This window comes from uncultured Sneathiella sp. (assembly GCF_963973085.1).
GTDB lineage: Bacteria > Pseudomonadota > Alphaproteobacteria > Sneathiellales > Sneathiellaceae > Sneathiella.
The window spans coordinates 164,396-184,816 of the sequence record NZ_CAXAXA010000002.1; the positions used below are offsets into that span (position 1 = coordinate 164,396).

Here is a 20,421-nt window from a genome sequence, read left to right on the forward strand (position 1 = left end):
GCGCCTTGCGCTTTTGCCCGCGTAAACGTATCCTATTAATTCAAAACATCTTTTTGCAGGTTCCGAAGTACCCAATGCATCAACTCACGGAAATTGCCCTCATTGCGACAATTGCCCTGATTCTCGGGATGATTATGACGCGGCTCAAGCAGCCAGCCATCGTCGGCTACTTGCTGACGGGAATGGTTTTGGGTCGCTCCGCCTTCGGTTTTGTCGAGGACCGGGAAAATGTGGAAATACTGGCCGAGCTAGGTGTGTTGATGCTGCTCTATCTGATCGGGATGGAGCTGAATCTGAAATCCTTTATGCGTATCTGGAAAACAGCAATCGGGGGCGTTTTCCTCCAAGTTGCTGTTGCTTATCTGGTTGTCGGCGTCCTTGCGCTCTATTTGGACTGGCCCTGGCAGTTGACGGTATTGCTTGCTTTCAGCCTGTCCATCAGTTCGACGGCTGTTGCGGTAAAAATACTTGAAGATATAGGGGAACTTCATCAACGCACGGGTAACATTGCGATTGGCCTGCTGATTGCGCAGGATCTTGCTGTGGTGCCGATGTTGCTGATAGTCGGCAGCCTCTCCGGAGAAGCGCTGAATGTCCCGATACTCCTGCTTACGCTGGGCCTTGCCGTTGCATTCCTTATAGGACTCATTCTTTTTCTGAGCCGCCGCGAACGCATTCACCTTCCCTTCTTGCAGGCGATCTCGGGTCATGCGGATCTAGCGCCTCTTTTCGGAATTGTCTTCTGTCTTGGACTTGCAGCAATCAGTGGTCTTCTGGGTACATCCCCGGCCTTTGGCGCTTTCCTTGCTGGGCTTATTATTGGTAACAGCCAGGAACGTAAAAGCATTGTCGAGGCGACACAGCCCATACAGTCTATCCTGCTGATGATCTTTTTCCTCTCGATTGGCCTCTTGATTGACATAACCTATATCTGGGAGAATATAGGCCTTGTCCTGGTTATGCTGCTTGTTGTGATCGTCGGCAAAACGGCGATAAATATTGTTATTCTCAGGGTGACGGGCGTCGACTGGCGTTCAGCCTTTATTGCGGGAACTGCCCTTGGCCAGATTGGAGAGTTCTCCTTCCTACTTATGGCGATCGGTGGCGGTAGCGGATATGTATCGCGCGATATTTCCCAATTGATGATTACGGTCATCGCCTTGAGCCTGATGGTCAGTCCACTTTGGCTGATGACGGCGAGACGTGCGCAGACAGTGGCCGCGGGTCAGGCCAGTAATTTTCAAGCCTTCTGGAATAATGCATATGGCAAGGAAACTGTGGCGGTTGTCAGGGCAGCAAAGTCGACGAAGGGGTATCTCAAATCGTTGACGAAAGGTAAATCAGCGCGATCAAATGTGGCCGCGGATGATGGCGAAGAAAATACTGTCTCTTCTCATACGGAAGGATCCGAGACTCTTATCCAAAGTGAGGATGCAGCATCTTATCAGGCTTTGATGGAGCAGGAGCGCGGAGATAATGACAAGGACAGAAAATAGTCGCTGCGCAATCCGCCGCGTTAACAAGCCTGTTATTATTTTTCGGGCGATGCTTGTTTTCGGCAGTCGGCCTATATAGGTTTCTTCCACACTTCAAATTTTACAAGAGGTAACCTTGGACCGTATTCAGGACATACTGGATTTCTGGTTTTTGCCGGAAAGTGATAAAAATTATGGCAAGCAACGTGAAGTCTGGTTCAAGAAGAATTCTGATTTTGATGCCGAAATTCGTCAAAAATTCCTTGGCGACTTTGAAAAGGCCGAAGCGGGGGAGCTGCTTCACTGGACAGAAAGCGCCCGAGGATCGCTGGCTTTGATTTTGCTGTTTGACCAGTTTACCCGAAATATGTTCCGTGACTCATCCCGCGCTTTCGCCGCCGATGGTAAAGCGCGAGAAATCGCTCGGCATATGCTTTCCCGCGGCTTTTACGATAAGCTCAATGATGTGGAAAAGCAGTTCGCTGCATTACCATTTGAACATAGCGAAGATATGGACGACCAGAAGCTATCGGTTAAATTGTTCGAAGAACTCGGATCGGAAGAGGCCTTGGACTATGCTCAACGGCACCTTGACATTATTAAGCGATTTGGACGCTTTCCGCATCGGAACCAGCAGTTGGGCAGGGAAAGTACGAAAGAGGAAGAGGCGTTCTTGAAAACGCCAAATTCTTCTTTTTAGCAATTAACACTAAGAAACGTCAGGATACTAGATGGGTCAGTTGTCAGATCAGGTCATTTTAGTTACGGGTGCCAGTCGTGGTATCGGCGCTGCGGCTGCCGTGGCGCTCGCGGAATCGGGAGCAAAGCTCTGTTTGAGTGCGCGATCCGCAGCCTCCTGCAGTACTGTCCTTGAGGAAATTAAAAACGCCGGCGGAGAGGCTTTCGCCGCAAGTTGCGACGTATCTGATTTTTCAGCCGTGGAAAAGATGGTAACGGAAACGCTGGATCGGTATGGGAAAATTGATGCCATAATAAATAACGCAGGTATCGTTGACCCGATAGGTCTAATCGCGGAGAGTGACCCGGATGAATGGGCCCGTAATATCTCAGTTAACCTCCTCGGAGTTTATCATGGAACACGGGCGGTTTTGCCGAATTTTCTCGCGCAGCAGTCAGGCGTGATTATCAATATCAGCTCCGGCGCTGCGCACGGCCCCATGGAGGGGTGGGGTGCATATTGTTCTGGCAAGGCCGGGGTATATATGCTTACCCGGGCAACGGCCTTGGAGGCCGGCGAGAAAGGCGTGCGCGTTTATGGTTTTGCACCGGGTGTTGTTGATACTGAAATGCAGGTTGTGATCCGTGCATCCGGCATCAATCCGGTAAGTCAGATTCCCCGTGAAAACCTTGCCGCAGCTGAGGAACCGGCGAAAGCGATTGTGTGGCTCTGTAGCGATGCTGCCAGTGATCTCGCGGGGCAGGAACTCACGATCCGCGACGAAACATTCCGCGAGAGGGTTGGGCTGCCAGTCTGAGGAACAATAGATGAAGCTGTTTTCGCGGCGCTCTTTAAGGCTACAGCAATTAATCGCGCTTGTTCTTGCGTTTTCAGCTGGGGTCCTTTCATTTCAGCCAATTGATCTGCGAGCAGACGAAGCCGATATAAACGTAGCTGATCCCGGTAGGCCTTCGAAAACGCTCAAGGTATTGGGCATCAAAGGAGATGATAACCGGGTGCGAGTGGATATCTCCACCAAACCGTGGCAGATGGTCGGTCGGTTAAATCACTCCGGAAACCATTGCACGGCCGTGCTTGTCGGACCCGAAACCATTTTGACAGCGGCTCATTGTTTCTGGGACAAACGGCGAAATCAATGGTCTGTTGCAAGCGCCTATCACTTCGTTCTTGGATATGACAAAGGAGAAATTGCTGCGCACTCAAAGGTGAAAAGCTTCATTGTGGCAGGTGATAATTCTTCTGTCAAAAAGCAATCTCGTCCTGATTTTATAAATGACTGGACGATCGCGCGACTTGAAAAGCCTCTTGGGAAATCATTCGGTTTTGCCAAGCTTGCCAAGGTAAATCCGCGAAATCTGAATAAGCTTATTGCGGCCGGGTCGACCGTTGTGCAGGGCGGTTACAGCAAAGATATCGCACATGTCCTGACTGCCGATACAAACTGTCAAATTAAGAGCATCCAATCGAGTAAATCCGGTTCTGTATTGATACATCAATGTGATGCCACAAAGGGCGATTCCGGGTCTCCTTTGTTTTTACAGACTGGAAAGCAATATACTTTGCTGGGTATTCACGTTGCGACCCTGCCCCGATCCAATGGGGAGACAGACGGAATTGCCCTGGCTGTTGATATGTTTCAGGACGAAGTATCTGCGGCGCAAAAGTGACGAAATACATAAAATTTTATGAAAAAACGGCAAAATTTGTTATATTCTACTCCAAATGAGGGATGAAATGCTCAATAGCGCGGTTTAAGGTAATATAGAATTAACCAATGGGCCCCTTGAGAGAGCCATGGCTCATGAAGGATGTAGTGACGATGAGTGACGGACAGGCGAAAGACGTCGGGCAGAATACCGCGGATTCCTTGACACAGAATGATACCGACGAAACAGTCGCGGCCTTTCTGGAGCTGGATCAGAGTGGCGCAGTTGATCTGGACGCATTGTTCGATGCATTGAACATCGCGACGGAAAGCGGTGGTACCGCAGTGGAATTTGCATCTGACGATGCTGGCAATGGCGGAACGCTTACAATATCGGGAGCCAATATTTCCCTTGGGAGCGTTGCGCCGGAAGATTTGCCGGACGCGACGGATATGCTCGTCAAAAGTAATATTGTTTCTGACGAATCTTAAGCTTTTCCATCATTCTTTTCGATCCTTGCCTTAAAATCGCGACCTATCTCCGTGTCGAAAAACCGGACCATTGCTTCCACGATTTCAGAATCGTATTTCTCCGGATTATCTCTGAACACTCTGAGCGCTTCGTCAACCGTTGTCGCTTCCCGATATGAGCGCGGTGATATTCTGGCGATGAGAATATCCGCCATGCCAAGTATACGGGCCGGAACCTTGATCTCATTTGCGGTCAAGCCGTTAGGATAACCGCTACCATCGAGGCATTCGTTAATCTGTGTAACTGCATCCAGGACCGGCTTTTCCATATCCGCATTGGTTAGAATCTTCTCTGCGGTCAGAATATGTCCTTGCATGATTTTCAGTTCGTTTTCTGTGAGCCTAGAGGTCTTTACCCGGATTTCGCGCGGGATCGAGATTTTTCCAATCTGCGAAAGATGTGCACTCGTGTTGATCAGCTTACGCGTCTCCGGCGGTAACCCAAGCTCCGTCGAGATATGGTCGGCGAGTTGTGCCATACGTGCGGAGTGATGAGACAGGTAGGGATCATTCGCCTCCAGCATTTGCGATAGAACATTGATGGATTTGCGGTCCATATCTTCCTTGCGGCGCTGGTATTCCGCGTAGTCGGTGATATCACTGCATACAGTCACAATGCCGATAAATGCGCCTTCTTCATTGAGAAAACGCGATTTGGCGACTCGCAACGTCCGCACTCCGTCCCGCGTTTCTATATCGACGAAGGCGTTTACAGTTTGTTCTGTCGCGATGGCCTTGCGATCATATTCTGCAAGTTCCCGCGCAGCCTTGTCGCCAAAAATATCTCTATCAGTTTTGCCGGGTATGGAGCGAAGCGGAAAATCCGCAAGCCGGGCGAGGGATGGATTGGCATATATGTAGCGGCCTTCCGGATCGGTCAGGCTGATTAATTCGTCAATGGTGTTGTTGATGCTTCCCAATAACCGCCGCTGTACGTTGATCTGCGCCGCAAATTCCTTGTATTGATGCGCAAGTGCGCGAGCGTTCTGGCCTTTGAACATTAGCCAGATGGTTGCCAGAACCGTCATGATGACAATAAAAATACATATCGCAAGACCATAGACGAAGATCGAATAACTCTGAAGGGATGCAAGGGCGTGTGCCTTGCTGACAAGCTGGAAAACCATCAGGTTTGTACCGCTTACAGCTGCGCCAGAGGTATAGATATCTCTACCATTGCTATCTTGAAATTCCTGAAAGCCGATGGAGCCGGGGGTGAATTCCAACTCAGCTTGGCTATCTAAAAACGGAGGGTTGAGGGGAGTAATCTGGAAAAATTCCCCATCCCTTTCCTGATAGAGCCGAGTAGAGCCGACTTGCAGGCTGAAAGGCTCTATCTCCAAAAATCTAGAGAGTGGTTTCGAGGCAGGTACAGTGATCAACAGAACGCCGACAACATTATTATTGCTCGCAGGGTCAGTCTGTGCGGCCCGGATCGGCAATAGATAATCGAAAACAAGTCCGTCCCCTGCCTCTCGGAATGGTAAAAACGTAACATCCGCTTTCGAATATTGTTCTTGAGCCATTCTCCGCTGGGTCTCGTTGAGCGCAGGGGCATTGCCGGAGGCGAAATATGCGCGACCGGTCTTACCGATAAGGTAAGCCCCAATCAGCTCGTTCTGATCAGTAAATTTGGTCAGGGCATTTTGCATATAGGGAAGCTGTGCACTCAGAGAATTTTCCAGCTTTCTGTCACCAATAAGGTTTATCTCTGTCGCAAATAACTGAAATAGGTCATTGGAGGCAATCCTGTCCGCATTCTGGATAGTGCCCGCGAGCCAGGTTTCGATCACGCGAGCTTTTCCCGATGCGCTGACGTCTAACCGTTTGTGTAATTCCTCAACCATCGCGTCTTTACGCGATTCAACGGCGTAGTCGCAGATAAAATAACCCAGAACTGCCAGCACAAAGAGAAAAACGGCGGCAAATTTCATAGGCATGTTCCCAGACAGGCCCTTGTCGTCCGGCGATTCCCTGGAAAGAAAGGAATTCAGTTCGAGCTTCAACGATGCATCAGTCATTTTTCTCACTCCCGGACGCTTCCTGTGCAATCAGGTAGTCCTGAGGGATATGTGCCCAGCGTGTCGTTTCATTGACCGAGTAGAGCGGCAGATAATAGTTGATATGGTGATCATCGAGGATTGTATTATTGATGCTATCAAGGATATAGCGCTTTCCACGAAGTTCAACGCTCAGCAAACCGTGGGTTTCGTTGCGCAATACATCATTGGCAATCACGATCCGCATGGTGTCCGGGTCGAAGCCTAGTTCTTTTAGGCTGATGTATTTCATGACTGAAAAGTCACGTGACCCGCCGCCATTCGAAATAAATTCAAGCGGGGCAATCCACTCTGCATCGGACCCATTGCCCGGGTCACTCGCGTTGTGCTTCCAACCATTCAAAAAGCGGTTTATGCCGTGCATCTGGATGCGCTTGTCTTCCCGTTCCAGCTCCGCGATTTTCGTGCGCCACAGCGTCATCTGTTGCGATTTGCAATCTTCGATTTTTGCATCGCAAGCTTTTGCTGCCGCAGCAAGTTTCGGAAAGCTCTCCATAACTTTTTGCCAGCGCGGCAGTGCATCAAGATTATCTGAAGAAATTTCAACCATTCCAAAAAGGCCTTTTTCCGTAACTTCAGCCTGAACAGATACTCCATTTGAGAGACCAATGAGCAAAACACCCGCTGCCAGCAGGGCGAACAAAGATGTTTGGTTCATAACGTGGCGCATCAGCGTTCCCTCAACGCCGTATCCCGAGTCTTCAGGATCGGTTTCAGGATATAATCGAGGACTGTTTTATGCCCTGTCAGGATATCAACGGAAGCGACCATCCCCGGAATGATCGGGTAACTATTTTCGCCTCGCTTCAAGGAATTTTGATCGGTACGCACGATGATCTGGTAATAACTTTCGCCGGTTTTTTCATCGACGATGGTATCTGCGCTGATCCGCTCCAATTTTGCCGGCAACCCGCCATAAATAGAGTAGTCATAGGCTGTAATTTTGACAGTTGCCTCCTGGCCGGGTCGGAGGAACGCGATATCAGCGGGCCGGATATTGGCCTCCACCAAAAGCGTATCATCAATTGGAACGATTTCGATAATATCCTGCCCCGGTTTGACAACGCCGCCAATTGTCTGGATTTTCACATCTTTGACTTCACCGGTTACCGGTGATCGAACATCTGTCCGGGCCACGCGATCTTTGACGCCAAGAATGGCCTGGCGCGCCGCTTCATATTCTGCGCGGGTCTGACTAAGTTCTTGTGAGGCGGAACTCTTAAAACTTAGAATTTTCTCTTCAATACGCTGGTTCGCCTCTTTCAGCGCACCTTCCACCCGCGGAAGGGAGAGTTTGGAGGCGGCGATCTGGCCCTCCAGCTCGTTGATTTCGCGGCGCAGTTTGAGGGAGTCCACTTTTGGCACGATCCCTTTCTTGACCAAGGGGGCCGTAATTTCCATTTCTTCATTGGCAAGGCCAAGACTGGCGCGGAATTGACTCAGTTTCCCATTGATCTCAGCAATTTCTTGCTTCCGCTGTTGCGCTTGCTGGCGCAGGATCTGGATCTGGGATTGCAGAGCCGCCTGTCGGGCATTAAATAGATTCTGTTCGCGGATGGTGATGTCTTTTCGCTCTGCTATCAATTCAGCGGGGAAAGTTAGCGGCTCCCCTGACGCTTCCGCCTCAAGGCGGGCGATACGTCCCATTAGATTGAGGTAGTTTGATTCAATTTCACCGGCACGGGAGGCATATCCTGTAGCATCAATACGAAGGAGGATTTGTCCCTTCTCGACAATGTCGCCTTCACGGACCAGCAAGTCCTGAAGGATACCCCCTTCCAGGTTCTGGATTATCTGAACCTGACTGGAGGGTATGACTTTTCCGTCTCCGCGAGTCACTTCGTCCAGAACGGCATTTTTCGACCAGAAAAAAGCGACGACAAAAAAAGCAACAATTCCGAACAACAACAAAAAGGCGCGCGGATGCGGCCCTTGTATTTTTGCAGCAACGACATCGGAAGCAAAGTCAGTATCGTTCCATTTGAGCTTTGCTGACATCGCTACTCCTCCTTTCTCGGAAGAGGCTTGGTGACAGTCGCCGACACAGTTCTAGAGGCGGCATTGCCACTCTGTCCAAGCTTCAGGATTTCGTCACGTGGACCATCGGCCGCGATTTTACCATTTCCCAACACAATGATCCGGTCAACCAGTGAGAAAAGCGAGGTACGATGGGTTACCAGAAGGACAGTCTTTCCGTCGATATACGATTGCAACCGGTTGATCAGCTGGCGCTCGGAATTTAAATCCATAGCACTGGTCGGCTCATCAAGCATCAGGATGGGCGGATTGGGCAGAAAGGCGCGGGCAAGCCCGATTGTCTGTCGCTGTCCGCCGGACATCGTGGCACCCTTTTCCCCCACATGCAGATCATATCCATGTGGATGCTTGGAAATAAAATCATGAACACCGGACAGTTTCGCAGCATTCAGGATCATCTCATCATCCGCTTGCGGATGCCCCATGGTAATGTTCTGCCGCACGGATGCTTGAAAGAGTGTAATATCCTGCATGACACTGCCAATGCTGCGGCGGATATCGGACGGATCAATCTGCCTGATATCCGTGCCATCTATTAGTACAGCGCCTTCATCGGGTTCATAAAGATTGATCAGCAAACGTGAAATCGTCGTTTTTCCTGAGCCCACGGGTCCGATAATGCCAACTTTCTCGCCCGCGCTGATCTTGAAGGAGACATTATTGAGAGAGGGCAAGTCTGAGCCCGGATATTTGAAGGTGACATTCTTGAACTCGATGTCCCCCTGTATATTCGGCCGGCTGAGCTGACGTTTTTCTGCGCCGCGTTCCACCGGTAGGGACATGATGTTATTGAGACCCTTCAGGGCGACCATTGCCTGATTAAGGCGGGTGAGAAGACCTGCAATCTGACCCAATGGGGCCATTGTTCGGCCTGTCAGAATTGTACAGGCGATCAGAGCCCCAACTGTGATTGTTGAGTTGGGTTCGCCCATAAGTATGACCCCATAAACAACAACCCCGACCGTTACGAGCTGCATTGCGGTGGCAGAAAGATTAATGCCAAGGCCGGCAAAAAACCGGGCCGCCACACCGGTTTCGGCTGTCTTTCCGACAAAGCGTTCCCATTCCTTCTGCATATGCCCCTCAATCCCCATGCTTTTCACCGTATCGAGGGCTGAGATTGTTTCGATGATGACGCCATGTTTTTGTGCGGCTTCTTCGGATGTTTTTGCGACCGCGCGGCGCATCGGCCATTGCAGGAATAGCCCGATGATGAGAACGGCGGGAATAGCAACCGCCGGAATTATAAACAGCGACCCGCCGATCAGGTAGATAATAAACAGGAAGATTCCGAGAAAAGGCAGATCCACAAGCGCAGTCACAGTGACCGATGTAAAGAAATCCCGTAATGTTTCGAATTCACGCAAATGGTTGGCGAAGGCGCCTGCCGATGTTGGTCTCGCCTTGACTTGCAGATTGAGAACCTGTTCGAAAATCCGGCTGGACAGCAGGACGTCCGCCCGCTTGCCCGCATTGTCGACGAAATAGGCCCTGAGCGATTTCAGGAGCAAATCGAAACCGATGACGATAACAACACCAATCGCCAGGACCCAGAGTGTTTCCAGTGCGCGATTGGGAACAACGCGATCATAGACATTCATAATGAAGAGCGGGCTTGCGAGCGCAAAGCTGTTAATCAGGAACGCGGCAACGATGACCTGAAGATATGTCGGCCAGAATTGCCTCATTGTGCCCCAGAACCAGGAACCGGAGCGATTTTGTAGCTTCTCATCCTTGTCGACACGGTACTTGAAGCTTGGCCGTGTCAATATCGTGTATCCGGCGTAAAGCTCTTCGAGCTCTTTTAAGGGAAGGCTATCACTGCCTTCACCCGTCTCGGGGAAAATGACAGTTGCCTCATGGTCATTTCGTGAGAGCAAAATGCAGGCGCGGCGATCTTTCAGTAAAATGACGCAAGGCAGGACAACATCCGGCACTTTGTCAAGGCTGCGGTTGGAAATACGGGCGCTAATCCCTACGCGCTCTGCGGCGCGGACGAACAGTTGCGGCGTTAATCTGTTGCCTTCAAGCGGCAGCCCATAAATAAGGGCGTCCGGCGTTCTGGGATCATCAAAAAGTTTGGTTAAAGCCGCAAGGCAACCAAGCAGGGGATCCTGGTCCGACCGCGTGACTTCGGATAAGTTTATTGTCCACTCGCGTTTCTGTCGGGGTTCGTTCGTCATGGCCGGGCTAATGGCGCCTTTATCTTCGGCCTTCATTGGCTCTTTCTTTCTCTCTGGCTTCGGGTTCCCGCCAGAGGTGGTCTTTTCTCCGCCTTTGGATGCGAAAAGACTACTTGCAGACGCGGTATCCAAGGGTAAAGGATTACGTGATTTATCACTCACTTTCTCGCCCCCATTTTTCCCCAAGATATCATCACGTCGTCCCACAGAGCCTGATTGTAAAATCCGATATGTTCATTGTCCGGATCAATTATTTTCGCCTCATTTTTTTGTCTCGAACGTCGCTTGCAACCCAATTTGCACAGCCTGTCAGGGCATTTCGCTTTTGCGTCTATGACCATACTTAACCCATTCAATGCTCATTTGGTGAAAATGCAGTTAACAAAACGTCTAAAATTATCTATTCCCGGCACATAAGGCCTAGAGTTCAGTCGCTCCAAAATGCTTTTCAAAACATAAAGTGTATGACCGAAACATATATATAAGAATAATTGCGGAGTTTCTTGGCTTTTTTCAACAAAAATTAACCCTGTATAGCCTGCACGGCAAGACATGGGGGTTTAACGATTAGGTCGCGGATTTCCGATGTGTTAGAGCTTCAATGCATTTTTTGAACACAGTTTTATGTTGTCGAGACGATTGCTGTTGTAATTTGGCCACAGGGCGGTCGGGTCCCTGCGAATTCTGGCAAGGTCACGGACATATAAAGTTGATCGTGGGCAAAAAGAACGGGTAGATTACCCAACACATAAAACGATCTTGGACGTTTTGTTAAGTCTTGATAAGCATAATTTAGAGCGAAATGTTGTCATGACGATCAAAACGGACGAAATGGGAGAGGGGCATGAAGTTTAGAAACAGCGCGGTTAAGACAAGGAATGTGCTTTCCGCCAGTATTCTAACGGCAGTATTCGGTAGTTTTCTCGCGGCGGGGGCCGCGCATTCGGAAACCTTGAACGAGGCAGTTCAGCAAACGGTTTCTACCTATCCTGAAATTGCGGAGGCATCTGCTAATCGCCGGGCGGTCGATCAGGAGTTGAAGCAGGCAGAAGGGCTTTATCTTCCAACTCTGGATCTGGCAGCCGGCATCGGCTATGAATGGACCGATACAGTTACCATCGACAATGAAGATTTGCGCCGCACTGAGTCAAGTCTTCTTCTTGTGCAGACTCTGTACGATGGTGGTTTCCGCAGCGCCGAAGTTGATCGGCAGGGAAACCGGGTCGACAGCGCTGCTTATCGTGTGAGGGAGCGCGCAGAAGCGATTGCTCTGGACGCGGTGCGTGCCTATCTTGATACACTCCGGAGTATTGAAATAGTCGAACTGGCCCGACAGAATGTTGAAAAGCATCGCCGCACCTTAAATGAAATTCAGGACCGTGTGAGCGCCGGGCAGAGCGGCATCGGGGATGATCAGCAAGCGCTGGCTCGTCTGGCCGCCGCGGAAGATACATTGGTTGAGACAATGCGGGCGCTGGATGATGCGGAAATTACGTATCAGCGCGTTGTCGGTGCACCGCCTGCAAATCTGACGCAGCCTGAATTCAGCGACGGCACCCTTCCGGACAATATCGATGATATTGTCGCCATTGCGCTTGAGAGTAATCCCGATCTTAAATTTGCTGAATCTGATATCAAGTCGTCTGAGGCGGAAATCAGGGCCACACAGGCGAGCTACTATCCGACAATAAATTTGGAAGTTGGTGCCTCTGCTGACAATAACATCGATGGAGTTGACGGGCATAACGACGATTTTCTTGCCATGGTGCGGTTGCGCTATAATCTGTATCGCGGTGGTATTGATGAGGGCCGCGAGAAGGAAGCGATTGCACGCAAAGCCGAGACCGAACAGCGGAAACTTCGGTTTGAGCGTTTGGTTGAAGAGGAAGTCCGCCGTAGCTGGAGTTCACTTGCCCGTTCGCAAGCCCGTTCGGAAGTTCTTGCGGCCGCTGTTGTTGCCAACCGTGAAGTTGCCTCGACATATGGGCAGGAATTCGAAATTGGCCAGCGGGACCTGCTGGATCTTCTGTATGCCGACAATGAGCTTTTTAACTCCAGAACCTCTTTGGTAACGGTCGAATATTCGGTACGGTTTGCCAAATACCGGCTGCTGGCGACAATGGGACGATTGAATTCAACACTTGGTGTAACGCTTCCAAATGAAGCGACGCCGATGGAAAAAGGCTAGAGTCTCCAAAGACGCTAGCTGGATCTTGGAAATTGACAAAGCCGCTCTATGAATATAGAGCGGCTTTTTCTTTTCTCGGATACATGCTTATTGAGGCTTGTGTCGCCACCAGCCTGCCTCGTTCACTGAATAGATAGGCTTATAGTGACGAATACGTTTTGCATCGACGATCTGACCGATCTGATTATCGAGCACCAGGCTCTTGCCTTTGAATTCAACAACAAGAATTGCGTGAGCTACTGCTAGGTTGATATCTTGCAACACCACTATTTTCATGTCTTTTGCAGACCAGCCGAGTGCGCGCAAAGTAAAATATTTGACGATTGCATAATCTTCACAGTCCCCGAACCGCGCAAAAAACTCCTTCGGAATTTCCCAGTAATCACGAACGCCCCAGTTGATTGGGTCGAGGATATACCGAAATAAATTCATGTGACGGTTAACTTTTTCGAGCTGCTTTTCTTTCGGCAGTAACCTCCATTCGTCAATCAGGGCGGCCCATTTCTGGTAGGCGCAGCGATTGTACTTGTTTGGAACGCATTCCCCCGGTTCGTTTTTGTAGGTGTTGAGTACCTTACGCCATTTGGGAAAAGGTTTAAGGCCGGAATAGGGAGTTGCCTCATATCCGAAAAGACCGACAGCTTCCGCCTCTGTGGTCAGTGGGATGATGACAAGCATGCAGGCGAGCGTAACTGCCCGTAAAACCGTGAATAACTGCTTGCTTGTGCCTGCCACCGAGTTTGTTCCTGTTTTAATTTTATTCCATCTCCGAACGGTGGCATTATGGACAACAAATGGTTAACAAAGGCTAACCAGAGGCCCTATTGTCGTTGCAAGGTACACAGATAATTGCATAGGTTAAATGATAGGAATTTACCTATCTTAAAGGGTTCCACGTCATTCTATGGGCAAGTAGTTTATATGTACCGGGGCATCCATGACAGACACGCAGACTGAAGAACCAGTAAAAGGCAAGACGTACAGAACGCTTGGGATTAGTGTTCTGCTGCTTCTGGCTGTCGTCATTGCCGGAGTTTGGGGCACCTTCAAATTTGTGGAAGAGCAACGCGCGCGTGACATACGGAATTGGGAAATTCGTCTGGGTATTGTTGCGGACAGCCGCACGGCGAGTGTCGAAGAATGGCTACGCAAACAGGAACAGGCGATCGGAACGCTCGCGACGAATGCGTCATTGCAGGTTTATCTTACACAGCTGGTTATCGAAACGTCCGAAAACGGGAACGCCATCACGGAAGTGCCGGAGGCGGGTTACCTCATCAATCTGCTGAATAACCAGGCGGTCATCAGCGGCTTCTGGGAGCCTGAGGAACCGCAGGTTCGGGCAAATGTGTCGCGGCCGGGTCGTGCCGGGATTGCCCTTACCGATGCAACCGGGGATTTGCTTGTTTCAAGTGGCAGCATGCCGCCTTTGAACTCAATGATCCGGGCGGCCATGGCGAAGGCAGGTGAAGGTAGTGCAGCATTTATAGATTTGTATGAAGGGATCAACGGTGATCCAACTCTTGGCTTTGTCTGGCCTGTCTTTGCCGTTCAGGATGAAGGCAGCGCCAAAGATATCATTGGCTATGTCATTGGACTGCGGACAGTAGAGACCTCGCTGTTCCCTTTGCTATTCCAGCCTGGCGACACCCTGCAAACTGCTGAGAATTATCTTGTCCGCCGGGACAGCAATCTTGTGCAGTACATATCTCCATTGGCCGACGGAACCTTGGCGCTAACCAGGAAATTGAGCGCCCAGAAGGATTTGGCGGCCGCATTTGTCATCGACAATCCCGGAGATTTTGCGATTTCAGCAAACTATCTGGGCAATAAGGTTCTGGTGACCGGGCGGGCGCTCTCGATTGCGCCATGGTATCTTGTACGGACAGTATCAGAGCAAGAGGCTCTCTCGGAAACAGACCAGCGGTTGCAAACGATGCTGGGGATTTTTCTGCTCCTGATCTTTGCCATTGCAGGGACGGTTGTTGCGGTCTGGCGCCACGGGACATCAATCCGGGCGGCGGAGCTCGCCGTGCGCTACAAGAATATAGCGGAACGGCTTAAAGAGCGAAGCGAGTTTTTGAAAATTGTCACTGACCAGCAACCGACGGCAATTGCTGTCTTTGACGCTGAGGATAAATATACCTTCGCCAATAGCGTCGCCGCTGAAGAAATTGATATATCTCAGGAAGAGATGATTGGTAAAAAGGCGACGAGCGTCCTTGGACCAAGCTTGGCCCGGGAGATTATTGAGATGACCAATCTCGTCCGTCAGGACTATGAGCCTCGTTCGATCGTCAGTCGTTTGAAGAGTGAAACAGAGGAAAATCCCGATCGCGTTATCAAATCGGACTTCGTGCCATTGCGCTCCGCCCGTGTGAACAGCAAGGAAGTGCTCACGGTATTTCAGGATATTTCCGACGTCGTGATTGCGCAGGAGCGCCGGGAGGATGTCCTGCGCAATCTGGTCTCGACGCTGGTTGCTTTCGTTGATCGGCGGGATCCCTATTCGGCGGACCAGTCACGTCGCGTGGCGAAAGTTGCCGTTGCCATTGCCGGCGAAATGGATGCGTCGGAAGAGCTTGTGCGAACCGTTGATATTGCGGGCAACCTGATGAATATTGGTAAGATACTGGTGCCACCGGAACTCCTGACAAAGACGAAAAATCTGACCAAAAAAGAAATGAGCATTATCCGCAATAGCCTTGTTGCGAGTGCGGACCTTCTGGAAGAAGTGAACTTCGATTTGCCGATTACAACGACATTGCGCCAACTCCAGGAAAATTTTGATGGGAGCGGGCAGCCGAACGGCCTAAAGGGCACGGAAATTACGGAAGCGGCGCGCATTATTGCTGTCGCGAACGCCTTTGTCGGGATGGTAAGCCCGCGCGCTTATCGCAGTGCGCTCGGTTTCAGTGCAGCTGTCAAAAACCTGCTTGAAGATGCCGATATTCGGTATGATCGGCGGATGGTTAGCGCTCTCATCAATTATCTTGAGAACCGGGGTGGGCGCGAAGCCTGGAAGTATTTCTCGGAAAGTGTCGATCAGACTCCGGATAAACAGGAACCCTAGACGCCCGAAGTTATCACCGGCTTACGGATGCCTGTAGCGCGGCCGGTCCTGTAAGGATCAGCTTGACGACTTCACTCTGTCGGCTTGTATCCGTTTTGCGGAAAATCTGCCTGAGTTGGGAGCGGACTGTATGCATACTCACACCCCATTTCTCCGCCAGATCATCGAGTTTGTCTCCATTCGTCAGGCCAAGCGCGAGGCGACCTTCCGCGGGGGTCAATCCATAAAGACGACAAATGCTGTCAATTGAAAGTTCTACTGGTTCTGCGGGATCGGAGACAAACAAAACCGCGCCCTTGCCTGCAACACCTGTCCCGATCGGGGCCACCATGATGTTGAGCGGATAATCGCTTTCCATCCGTGTTATGGAGATTGCAAAATCGCCTTCGGCCTTCGCCTTTTCATCCGGGGAGAGGGTGTCAGACAACAATTTTGCCAACGCGCGGCTTTCGCCCGGCAGTGTGGCACGACATATCTTGTCCGCACCGACGACCAGGCCGTCTCCTTGTTCCAGATACCGTTTGGCCTTGTCATTGAAGAACAGGATCCTTGAATCCGCGGTCACAAGGATGACGCCGATGGGGAGCCTGTTCAGAACGGCAGTGGCAGAATCCAAGAGCGGCGCGGCCTCGGCATTACGTTGATGTCCCTGATGCCTTTGAATGGCATTAAGCAGATTGCGGGACATTCCGTCGGTTGTTAATTGGCTTTTGACGAGGTAATCCTGCGCGCCCTGACGAATGGCTTCCCGCCCGACTGTCTCGTCATCATCGGTCAACACGACAACGGGCGTCTGCGGAATTTTTGCGCTGAGAGTGGAGATCGCGTCGAGATGGGAGCCTGATGTTTCAGTTATGTCGAGAATAATGACATCGCCATTTTGTCCCCGTCCGGCCTCAATGAAATTCTCCAGACAGGAAACATGCTCAAATGAAAAATTTGCACTTGCGGCATTGGAAAGCATCCAGCTAATTTGCTGGGCATCCTCTTCCTTTCGTCCTATAAAGCGGACTGTCGCGGTTGCATTTTCGTCCATTGAGCAGGTCTATCCGGCTTTTTGCCTGATTGTCACGTAATTTGAGCCAGTGATTCATCCACAGCATGGTCAAAATTACCTAAAATTTTGATAAGATGAAGAAAATTGCTCTATAGTCCGACTTCCTTAAACATACTGTACTATTAAGGCAGTAAAATGCCGACCTCGTTGTTCAATGCCAAGATATATTCTTTTCAATAAGCCATTTGGGGTGCTCAGCCAGTTTACGGGAGGACCGGATCAACGCACTTTGGCAGAATTTTCGCTTCCCGCGCATGTGTATGCGGCGGGTCGGCTTGACAAGGATAGTGAAGGATTGCTCCTTCTCAGTGACGACGGACCTTTTATCAAGCGGCTCCTCGATCCGGCAAACAACCATGAACGCAAATATTGGGCGGAACTTGAGGGGGTTCCGACAACGGCCGCAATTGAGAAGCTATCGCGTGGTGTGGAATTCAAAGGCTATCGATCAAAACCATGCCGCGCGAAAATACTTGATCCGCAACCGGACATCGCTGAGCGCGATCCTCCTGTTCGCTTTCGCAAATCAATTCCGACCTGCTGGATTGAATTGGTCCTGACCGAGGGAAAGAATCGTCAGGTCCGCAGAATGACTGCGGCAGCCGGATTCCCTACCCTCCGTCTTATCCGCAAGAAGATTGGAAAACTATCGCTTGGCGATCTTGCGCCAGGGGCATGGCGAGAAGTTCAAAAAACCGATATTTTCTGACCTTCCGCCAAGCTAAATATTTTTATATCAATGGGCGAACAGAACCGGTGCAGTCATGTGCTCCAGGATATTCTTCGTCGCACCGCCAAGAATCATCTCGCGGAGCCGACTGTGGCCGTAGGCTCCCATGACCAGCATATCGGCACTGTAATCAACCAGAGCGTCGAGGATCGCATCTCCGACGCTGAGGTCCGGCCAGCGGCCCGCCTTATACTCGGCCTTGACCCCATGACGTTCCAGATGAGCGAGAATGTGCTTGGTCTCGTCCTCTTCGTCGTCTGTTGCGTTGACGCTTAACAGGGTAACCTTTTCTGCCATTTGCAGAAAGGGCATGGATTCATGCAGGGCGCGGGACGCTTCGCGCGTATTGTTCCAGCCAACAATGACATGCTTGCCGAAGTTTCGATAATTGCCGGCGGCGGGTATAATCAACACCGGGCGAGGTGAACTGACGACGATCTCTTCCGCAATGTATCGGGACTGGGTATTATTCTCCTCTTCCGGGTCGCCCTGACCTACCACTACAATATCAACAGCAAGCGCGTGGTGGTTGATCAGGTCGGGTGCGTAACCTTCCTCGACAATAATCTCAACCTGTTTGTCCACTTTGGCCGCGAGGCTTTCCAATTTGTTTTTTGCTGCGGCGGCATTCTCTTCTTCGGATTTACGGGATTGCTCGATAAATTCCGGCGGGACATAACCCATGAAGGATGTCGGAACAGTAACCTGTGCAATTGTATACAGACCTATCAGGTGGGCATCGTGCTCGACCGCGAGGCCAAGGGCTGTTTCAATGCGGGCATCAAGTTGCTGATCATTGTTAAGATGTAGCAATACAGTTTTTATGGACATTTTGCTTTTACCTCTTTTGAATCCTTAATCCGCGACCGCCAAACTTCATTTTAACGGTTTATTGGGTGCGCGCCATTGATTTGAAACAAACTTCTGCAAGGGTATATTTTAATGCACGCATCGGCGCCCCGTTGTTTATATAGGGTCTGCGGCATGTATAACATCCATACAAACACCTAGCATAGGCATAAGTTCCGTTCTCTGATATGAAGGACACTTGCTTATTAATTTTACGGGCAGGAGATATTTCCTCTGATGAATGCCATTGAAGCGCTTGTAACGCGTAAATCTACCGCACGGCTGATAGAGCCGGCTCCTGGAGCAGAAGATCTGGGTATTATGATGAAAGCGGCCATCCGCGCTCCGGATCATTGTCGTCTGCGCCCTTGGCGATTTCTGGTTGTTGAAGGCACCGCGCGAGAGAAGCTGGGGGACATATTCATGGATGCCCTCAAATCGCGTGACCCGGAAGCAGCGGAGGCGCTGCTTCAGAAAGAGAAAAATAAACCTCAAAGGGCGCCGATGGTTATCGTTGTAATCGCCAAGGTGGAGGAGCATCCAAAAGTTCCGGCAATAGAGCAGATTCTCTCAGCAGGTGCGGCCGCGCAAAATCTGATGCTGGCAGCCCATGCGTTGGGGTACGGAGGAATATGGCGATCGGGAAAGCCCTGTTTTGATCCGAACGTCAAGCGGGCGCTCGGAGCGCGGGAGGCGGACCAGATTGTAGGATTTCTCTATCTGGGAACGGCGGAGCGTCCACCGATCCTCTCCGATGAGTCTCCCGAGGAATATGTGGAAATGTGGAACGGATAAGGCGCCTTCCACTGTTGGATTATTTACTGAATAACAATAATAGGGAAAATTTATATGTCTGAGCTTATTTTACACCATTACGATCCGTCGCCTTATGCGGAAAAAGTCCGCGCTGTCCTGGGGTTCAAGAACCTTGAATGGCAGTCTGTGCAAATTCCGCGCATGATGCCCAAGCCGGAGCTAATGCCACTCACGGGGGGATACCGGAAAACGCCTGTTCTACAGATTGGCGCCCATGTTTATTGTGATACGCAAATGATAATCCGCGAGTTGGAAGCGCGTCATCCCACACCGACGATGTTTCCGGATAACAGTCAGTTTCTGGGATGGGGAACGAGTTTCTGGACCGACAAGCTTCTGTTCAGCACGTCCGTTGCAATCGTATTCGGAACCTTTGGCGATCAGATGCCGCCCGAGTTTATCAAGGACAGGGCCGAGTTTTCCGGCGGCGGTATTAATGTCGAGAAAATGAAGGCTCTCTTGCCAATCTCGCTGCAGCAGTTTGCGGCCATGATGGACTGGGCGGAGCAGGGCCTGGCGGATGATCGCGACTATCTTCTTGGTCCGAAAGCAAGTCTCGTTGATTTTAATCTCTATTTTAATGTCTGGTTCGCCGGGCGCGCGCCTGCGGCGAAAGAAATTATTGAAAGCTATCCGAAGTTAAAGGCATGGGCCGCACGGATGGCGGCATTCGGGAATGGCAATTTTACGGAAATGAGTGCAACAGAGGCGCTGGAAATTGCTAAAAATGATGATGTTTCCGGTTTTCAGGGTGAAATTGGCGAGGAGGAAGAAAACAAAGCCGGTGAAACGGTGACGGTAACACCGAATGATTCCGGCCGTGTACCGGTAAGCGGAACGCTTGTAACCCTCAATCGCCGGGAAATTGCGGTGCGTCATGAGAACGAAACAGTGGGAGAGGTCATCCTGCACTTCCCAAGGGCGGGATTTGTCGTTCGCTGACAATTTGGAAGAGAGGCGAAATCAAAGTTTCGCCTTTATTTCAATCTAGCTTTTGCTCATTGACGACAGTAACTCGCTATGACGCTTCTGGATTTATTCGTCCGGCGATGTTATGTAACACAATATAAATTCAGA

At 50.6% G+C, this 20,421-nt stretch carries 17 protein-coding genes; 10 read left to right on the forward strand and 7 right to left on the reverse strand.

Annotated features, from left to right (window positions below):
- The first annotated feature begins 74 nt into the window (after positions 1-74).
- The 5 genes from AACZ19_RS04925 to AACZ19_RS04945 all read left to right on the forward strand — a co-directional run bounded on the left by AACZ19_RS04925 (position 75) and on the right by AACZ19_RS04945 (position 4,312).
- Positions 75-1,496: a cation:proton antiporter gene (locus AACZ19_RS04925; RefSeq protein ID WP_339631707.1), complete on the forward strand. Its 1,422-nt coding sequence runs from the start codon at positions 75-77 to the stop codon at positions 1,494-1,496.
- Positions 1,497-1,611: 115 nt separating this feature from the next.
- Positions 1,612-2,175, forward strand: coding sequence for a DUF924 family protein (locus AACZ19_RS04930; RefSeq protein ID WP_339631709.1), 564 nt, complete (start codon positions 1,612-1,614; stop codon positions 2,173-2,175).
- Positions 2,176-2,206: 31 nt separating this feature from the next.
- Positions 2,207-2,971, forward strand: a complete 765-nt coding sequence (locus tag AACZ19_RS04935) for an SDR family oxidoreductase (protein WP_339631711.1) — start codon at positions 2,207-2,209, stop codon at positions 2,969-2,971.
- 10 nt (positions 2,972-2,981) lie between these two features.
- Positions 2,982-3,842, forward strand: coding sequence for a trypsin-like serine protease (locus tag AACZ19_RS04940; protein ID WP_339631713.1), 861 nt, complete (start codon positions 2,982-2,984; stop codon positions 3,840-3,842).
- Positions 3,843-3,994: 152 nt separating this feature from the next.
- The gene (locus AACZ19_RS04945; protein WP_339631715.1) at positions 3,995-4,312 is read left to right on the forward strand and encodes a hypothetical protein; all 318 of its coding nucleotides are present in this window, start codon (positions 3,995-3,997) and stop codon (positions 4,310-4,312) included.
- On the opposite strand, the gene AACZ19_RS04950 is transcribed toward AACZ19_RS04945, so the two are convergent.
- Genes AACZ19_RS04950 through AACZ19_RS04965 form a run of 4 tightly spaced genes read right to left on the reverse strand, consistent with a single transcriptional unit; the run spans position 4,309 to position 10,667 of the window.
- Positions 4,309-6,372: an HD domain-containing phosphohydrolase gene (locus AACZ19_RS04950; protein ID WP_339631717.1), complete on the reverse strand. Its 2,064-nt coding sequence runs from the start codon at positions 6,370-6,372 to the stop codon at positions 4,309-4,311. The two genes, AACZ19_RS04945 and AACZ19_RS04950, sit on opposite strands and share 4 nt — an antisense overlap.
- Positions 6,365-7,069, reverse strand: coding sequence for a transglutaminase-like cysteine peptidase (locus tag AACZ19_RS04955; protein WP_339631719.1), 705 nt, complete (start codon positions 7,067-7,069; stop codon positions 6,365-6,367). Before AACZ19_RS04955 ends, AACZ19_RS04950 begins: the two co-directional genes overlap by 8 nt.
- An 11-nt stretch (positions 7,070-7,080) precedes the next feature.
- Complete coding sequence (locus AACZ19_RS04960) at positions 7,081-8,409, reverse strand: HlyD family type I secretion periplasmic adaptor subunit (protein ID WP_339631720.1); 1,329 nt, start codon at positions 8,407-8,409, stop codon at positions 7,081-7,083.
- A 2-nt stretch (positions 8,410-8,411) separates the two neighbouring features.
- A complete protein-coding gene (locus AACZ19_RS04965; RefSeq protein ID WP_339631722.1) occupies positions 8,412-10,667 on the reverse strand; it encodes a type I secretion system permease/ATPase in 2,256 nt (751 codons plus the stop codon).
- A gap of 808 nt (positions 10,668-11,475) precedes the next feature.
- Here AACZ19_RS04965 and AACZ19_RS04970 point away from each other — a divergent pair.
- On the forward strand, positions 11,476-12,819 hold the full coding sequence (locus AACZ19_RS04970; RefSeq protein ID WP_339631724.1) for a TolC family outer membrane protein: 1,344 nt from the start codon (positions 11,476-11,478) through the stop codon (positions 12,817-12,819).
- 87 nt (positions 12,820-12,906) lie between these two features.
- Here the strand turns inward: AACZ19_RS04970 and AACZ19_RS04975 are convergent, their stop codons facing one another.
- Positions 12,907-13,554 carry a transglutaminase-like cysteine peptidase gene (locus tag AACZ19_RS04975; RefSeq protein WP_339631725.1) on the reverse strand — a complete coding sequence of 216 codons (648 nt, stop codon included), beginning with the start codon at positions 13,552-13,554 and terminating at the stop codon, positions 12,907-12,909.
- 202 nt (positions 13,555-13,756) lie between these two features.
- Between AACZ19_RS04975 and AACZ19_RS04980 the strand changes: the two genes are divergently transcribed.
- On the forward strand, positions 13,757-15,892 hold the full coding sequence (locus AACZ19_RS04980; protein ID WP_339631727.1) for an HD domain-containing phosphohydrolase: 2,136 nt from the start codon (positions 13,757-13,759) through the stop codon (positions 15,890-15,892).
- Between the two features lie 13 nt (positions 15,893-15,905).
- On the opposite strand, the gene AACZ19_RS04985 is transcribed toward AACZ19_RS04980, so the two are convergent.
- Positions 15,906-16,928 carry a response regulator gene (locus tag AACZ19_RS04985; protein WP_339631729.1) on the reverse strand — a complete coding sequence of 341 codons (1,023 nt, stop codon included), beginning with the start codon at positions 16,926-16,928 and terminating at the stop codon, positions 15,906-15,908.
- A 175-nt stretch (positions 16,929-17,103) separates the two neighbouring features.
- On the opposite strand from AACZ19_RS04985, the gene AACZ19_RS04990 reads away from it, so the two are divergent.
- A complete protein-coding gene (locus AACZ19_RS04990; protein ID WP_339631731.1) occupies positions 17,104-17,658 on the forward strand; it encodes a pseudouridine synthase in 555 nt (184 codons plus the stop codon).
- A 27-nt stretch (positions 17,659-17,685) separates the two neighbouring features.
- Here the strand turns inward: AACZ19_RS04990 and AACZ19_RS04995 are convergent, their stop codons facing one another.
- On the reverse strand, positions 17,686-18,510 hold the full coding sequence (locus AACZ19_RS04995) for a universal stress protein (RefSeq protein WP_339631733.1): 825 nt from the start codon (positions 18,508-18,510) through the stop codon (positions 17,686-17,688).
- Between the two features lie 255 nt (positions 18,511-18,765).
- Between AACZ19_RS04995 and AACZ19_RS05000 the strand changes: the two genes are divergently transcribed.
- On the forward strand, positions 18,766-19,323 hold the full coding sequence (locus tag AACZ19_RS05000) for a nitroreductase (protein WP_339631735.1): 558 nt from the start codon (positions 18,766-18,768) through the stop codon (positions 19,321-19,323).
- Positions 19,324-19,377: 54 nt separating this feature from the next.
- Positions 19,378-20,286 carry a glutathione S-transferase family protein gene (locus AACZ19_RS05005; protein ID WP_339631737.1) on the forward strand — a complete coding sequence of 303 codons (909 nt, stop codon included), beginning with the start codon at positions 19,378-19,380 and terminating at the stop codon, positions 20,284-20,286.
- Positions 20,287-20,421: the final 135 nt, after the last annotated feature.

Coding starts and splice junctions, on each gene's coding strand:
- AACZ19_RS04950 (WP_339631717.1), bottom strand. CDS start 6,372: ATGACTGATGCATCGTTGAAGCTCGAACTGAATTCCTTTCTTTCCAGG.
- AACZ19_RS05005 (WP_339631737.1), top strand. CDS start 19,378: ATGTCTGAGCTTATTTTACACCATTACGATCCGTCGCCTTATGCGGAA.
- AACZ19_RS04970 (WP_339631724.1), top strand. CDS start 11,476: ATGAAGTTTAGAAACAGCGCGGTTAAGACAAGGAATGTGCTTTCCGCC.
- AACZ19_RS04925 (WP_339631707.1), top strand. CDS start 75: ATGCATCAACTCACGGAAATTGCCCTCATTGCGACAATTGCCCTGATT.
- AACZ19_RS04945 (WP_339631715.1), top strand. CDS start 3,995: ATGAGTGACGGACAGGCGAAAGACGTCGGGCAGAATACCGCGGATTCC.
- AACZ19_RS04990 (WP_339631731.1), top strand. CDS start 17,104: ATGCCAAGATATATTCTTTTCAATAAGCCATTTGGGGTGCTCAGCCAG.
- AACZ19_RS04955 (WP_339631719.1), bottom strand. CDS start 7,069: ATGAACCAAACATCTTTGTTCGCCCTGCTGGCAGCGGGTGTTTTGCTC.
- AACZ19_RS04935 (WP_339631711.1), top strand. CDS start 2,207: ATGGGTCAGTTGTCAGATCAGGTCATTTTAGTTACGGGTGCCAGTCGT.
- AACZ19_RS05000 (WP_339631735.1), top strand. CDS start 18,766: ATGAATGCCATTGAAGCGCTTGTAACGCGTAAATCTACCGCACGGCTG.
- AACZ19_RS04995 (WP_339631733.1), bottom strand. CDS start 18,510: ATGTCCATAAAAACTGTATTGCTACATCTTAACAATGATCAGCAACTT.
- AACZ19_RS04940 (WP_339631713.1), top strand. CDS start 2,982: ATGAAGCTGTTTTCGCGGCGCTCTTTAAGGCTACAGCAATTAATCGCG.
- AACZ19_RS04985 (WP_339631729.1), bottom strand. CDS start 16,928: ATGGACGAAAATGCAACCGCGACAGTCCGCTTTATAGGACGAAAGGAA.
- AACZ19_RS04960 (WP_339631720.1), bottom strand. CDS start 8,409: ATGTCAGCAAAGCTCAAATGGAACGATACTGACTTTGCTTCCGATGTC.
- AACZ19_RS04980 (WP_339631727.1), top strand. CDS start 13,757: ATGACAGACACGCAGACTGAAGAACCAGTAAAAGGCAAGACGTACAGA.
- AACZ19_RS04965 (WP_339631722.1), bottom strand. CDS start 10,667: ATGAAGGCCGAAGATAAAGGCGCCATTAGCCCGGCCATGACGAACGAA.